Origin of the sequence: Halobacteriovorax sp., from assembly GCF_041587335.1 — a bacterium.
GTDB lineage: Bacteria > Bdellovibrionota > Bacteriovoracia > Bacteriovoracales > Bacteriovoracaceae > Halobacteriovorax.
The window spans coordinates 1-2,521 of the sequence record NZ_JBFGYP010000239.1 but is presented as its reverse complement, the minus strand read 5'-3'; the positions used below and the strand labels follow the sequence as shown (position 1 = coordinate 2,521).

Genomic DNA, 2,521 nt, shown 5'->3' with positions numbered 1-2,521 from the left:
GTCTTGTAACCTAGATTCTTGTGTGAATAGCAATCTCTAGAATTTGAAGAACATCCTAGTGTGTCTGCTTTTCCTGAATTTTTCTGGTGTTTTGAAGTTAGAATCTTTTTTAAAGTGTCCTTTAATGATTCATCTTCGAGGTCATTTCTCTCAACAGAGTCTTGAAAAGATTGTGGGTAGTATGGGTGTCCGGCTAGTGTGGTAAACGATGTAATTAGGGCAGTCAAAATAAGAAGCTGTTTCACGCTAAATTCCTTTGAGTGGGGCATGAAAATATTACACACTTCACTTTAGGTCTGGCCAATCTTTTTTATTAGATTCATCTAATCTTTTTGTCAGGATTGTATTTTTAAATAAAAAAACCTCACATTCGTGAGGTTTCTTTATATATAGAAAATTATTTTTATTTAAAAATCGCTTATTCTCTCTGCTAACTCTGGGTAATCAATGAAAGGGTTTCTATTTCCTTGTACTGCATAGATACCATCATTTCTCTCTCTTTCTTCAGCATCTACTGGATCCTGAATACTCCACTCTTTAATAGTTCTTTCTTGCTCAGGACTAATTTTCATTTTGTATCTTATTGAAAAGTAAAAGAGTGCTCTTGCAACATTTCCTTTATGTTCAGTAGGTGGCTCAAAGTTCCCTGGCATTTCTGAATGAGAAGCTTCACAGTTACTTAATTCTCTAGATCCATTCACATTTCCAAACTCATAGTTTCCTCTAGTGCTATTCGCTTTAGAGTCTGTAGGGTAGAGGTGGTGTAGATCACTTTTTTGCATTCCTTTTGAGAAGTTGCTTGAGAACTTACTCTGTGGCCAAGTATGTTCGCAGTTTAGAACATTGCTATTAGGAATTGTGTTAGGGCCGATATTTGTTTGATTACGAGTAAAAACTTTACGACAGTAAACATCTTTTAGGAAGTAACCGTTTGCATCTTCTTCTAAGTGAAGTTTACCAAAAAGAACTTTTCTCGCTCCTTTATAGCCTAGTGATCTTTGAGAATAGCATGTTCCCTCTTTTACATTACAGCCAAGAAGGTCTGCTTTTCCTTTTCTTCTTGTATGAGTTAAAGAAAGAACTTCAAATAAAGTATCCTTTAGCTTCTCGTCAGAGAGTTTACCTTTTGAAACTTTTGAATTGAAATCTGATGGGTAGTAATTACTTGCAGCAAGTGGACTTAGTGAAATCGTTAGTAGAATAAGCGTTAAGATTTTTTTCATTTTCTAAACCTCTATTATTAGATTAGTGTGTGGTGCCCGGAATTTATAGGACCACAGGAATAAAAAGCCAAGTTATTTTTAAGTTTTTCTAATAATAATTATTAGCTCTTTTTAAATTAATGGGTTTGCTCTGCGTTGTGTTTGTGAAATAAAAAGTGACTAAAAGACTTTGATTCTTGCTTCTGATCTTGTTATACATTTACCCCACAAAAGACCTATACACACACACGATTTGCTTCAAGGAGCTCTAAATGAAATTCGCAAGATTTGTAGTTGTAACAAGTTTTCTTCTATTTGCTATTTCTGAATTTTCAAGTGCAGATGAAACTCAATGTATTAATAGACTGACTAATGACTATTCTGCTGACTCTGTTGCTCACACTCTTAGTGTTGATGACTACGATGTAAGAGATTACGGAAATGATCACCTAGCTCTTTCAATCAAGATGATTAGAATTTTAATAGAAGAAGCAGGTTGTTCACCAAAAGCAATTAACTTTGGTAGAAGTGCTAGAGGACGTTCTCACAATAGATGTGATCAAATCCTTAGAGGTATTCCTTCTTCTAGAGTATGCTACGTAGAGACAAACTTAGGTTACTTCTTTGTAACAACTAATATGCTAACAGATATGCATATTACTTTTAATCGTTGGGACTAAGACCAGATATACTTTAGGCCACAACTCTTGTGGCCTTTTTTTGTTTTCACGCCTTTTTAAATATTAGTATCCAAACAATTTATAATATAGTTACAATTATTCTATGGATAAACTAACAAGAATATTACTAGTCGCTCTGGTATCTACTTTGAGCATGAATTTAACTTTCTCATACACTTCAATAGCGGGTTATACAACGCCTCCGCTAGATGAAATTCACCTCATTTCAGGTCAGTCCTCAATGGATAAACTAAACCCAGAACGTATGTCTGTTCTCGTTTGGAATATTTATAAGGGTGGTAAGCCTGCTTTTAAAAATGACTTTCCTCAAATTATAAAAGGTAAAGATTTAGTACTTATTCAAGAATCTGACTCTGATGAAAAGGTTCAGTCGGTCTACCGCGAGATTGAGGGATTTAGATTTGATACTGGTGTTAGTTTCACTTACGCAAGGTATCCAAACTCATTTTCTGGAACTGCAATTGCTTCTAAGGTTGATCCCGTAGATGTAAGTCTTTTTAGAACTAAGTACCGTGAGCCAATAGTTTCAACTCATAAGGTTATTACTTCTGCGACTTATCCAATGGAAGGAAAGAGTGAAGAGCTACTTGCTATAAATATTCATGCAATAAACTTTTC

At 34.7% G+C, this 2,521-nt stretch carries 4 protein-coding genes; 2 read left to right on the top strand and 2 right to left on the bottom strand.

Annotated features, from left to right (window positions below):
• Both ABX784_RS16845 and ABX784_RS16840 read right to left on the bottom strand, forming a co-directional pair.
• Window positions 1–245, bottom strand: a 245-nt coding sequence (locus tag ABX784_RS16845) for a hypothetical protein (protein ID WP_372656227.1), incomplete at its 3' end; no start/stop codon positions are given.
• 162 nt (window positions 246–407) lie between these two features.
• Window positions 408–1,223 (bottom strand): endonuclease I family protein, encoded by an 816-nt coding sequence (locus ABX784_RS16840; protein WP_372656226.1) that lies wholly within the window; start codon window positions 1,221–1,223, stop codon window positions 408–410.
• A 251-nt stretch (window positions 1,224–1,474) separates the two neighbouring features.
• Here ABX784_RS16840 and ABX784_RS16835 point away from each other — a divergent pair, with 251 nt between their 5' ends.
• On the top strand, window positions 1,475–1,882 hold the full coding sequence (locus tag ABX784_RS16835; RefSeq protein WP_372656225.1) for a hypothetical protein: 408 nt from the start codon (window positions 1,475–1,477) through the stop codon (window positions 1,880–1,882).
• Between the two features lie 103 nt (window positions 1,883–1,985).
• The coding region (locus ABX784_RS16830; protein WP_372656224.1) for a hypothetical protein at window positions 1,986–2,521 on the top strand (536 nt) is incomplete at its 3' end.

What these genes read in the sequence shown, in the direction of transcription:
- ABX784_RS16840 (WP_372656226.1), bottom strand. Translation starts at nt 1,223, where the DNA reads ATGAAAAAAATCTTAACGCTTATTCTACTAACGATTTCACTAAGTCCA.
- ABX784_RS16835 (WP_372656225.1), top strand. Translation starts at nt 1,475, where the DNA reads ATGAAATTCGCAAGATTTGTAGTTGTAACAAGTTTTCTTCTATTTGCT.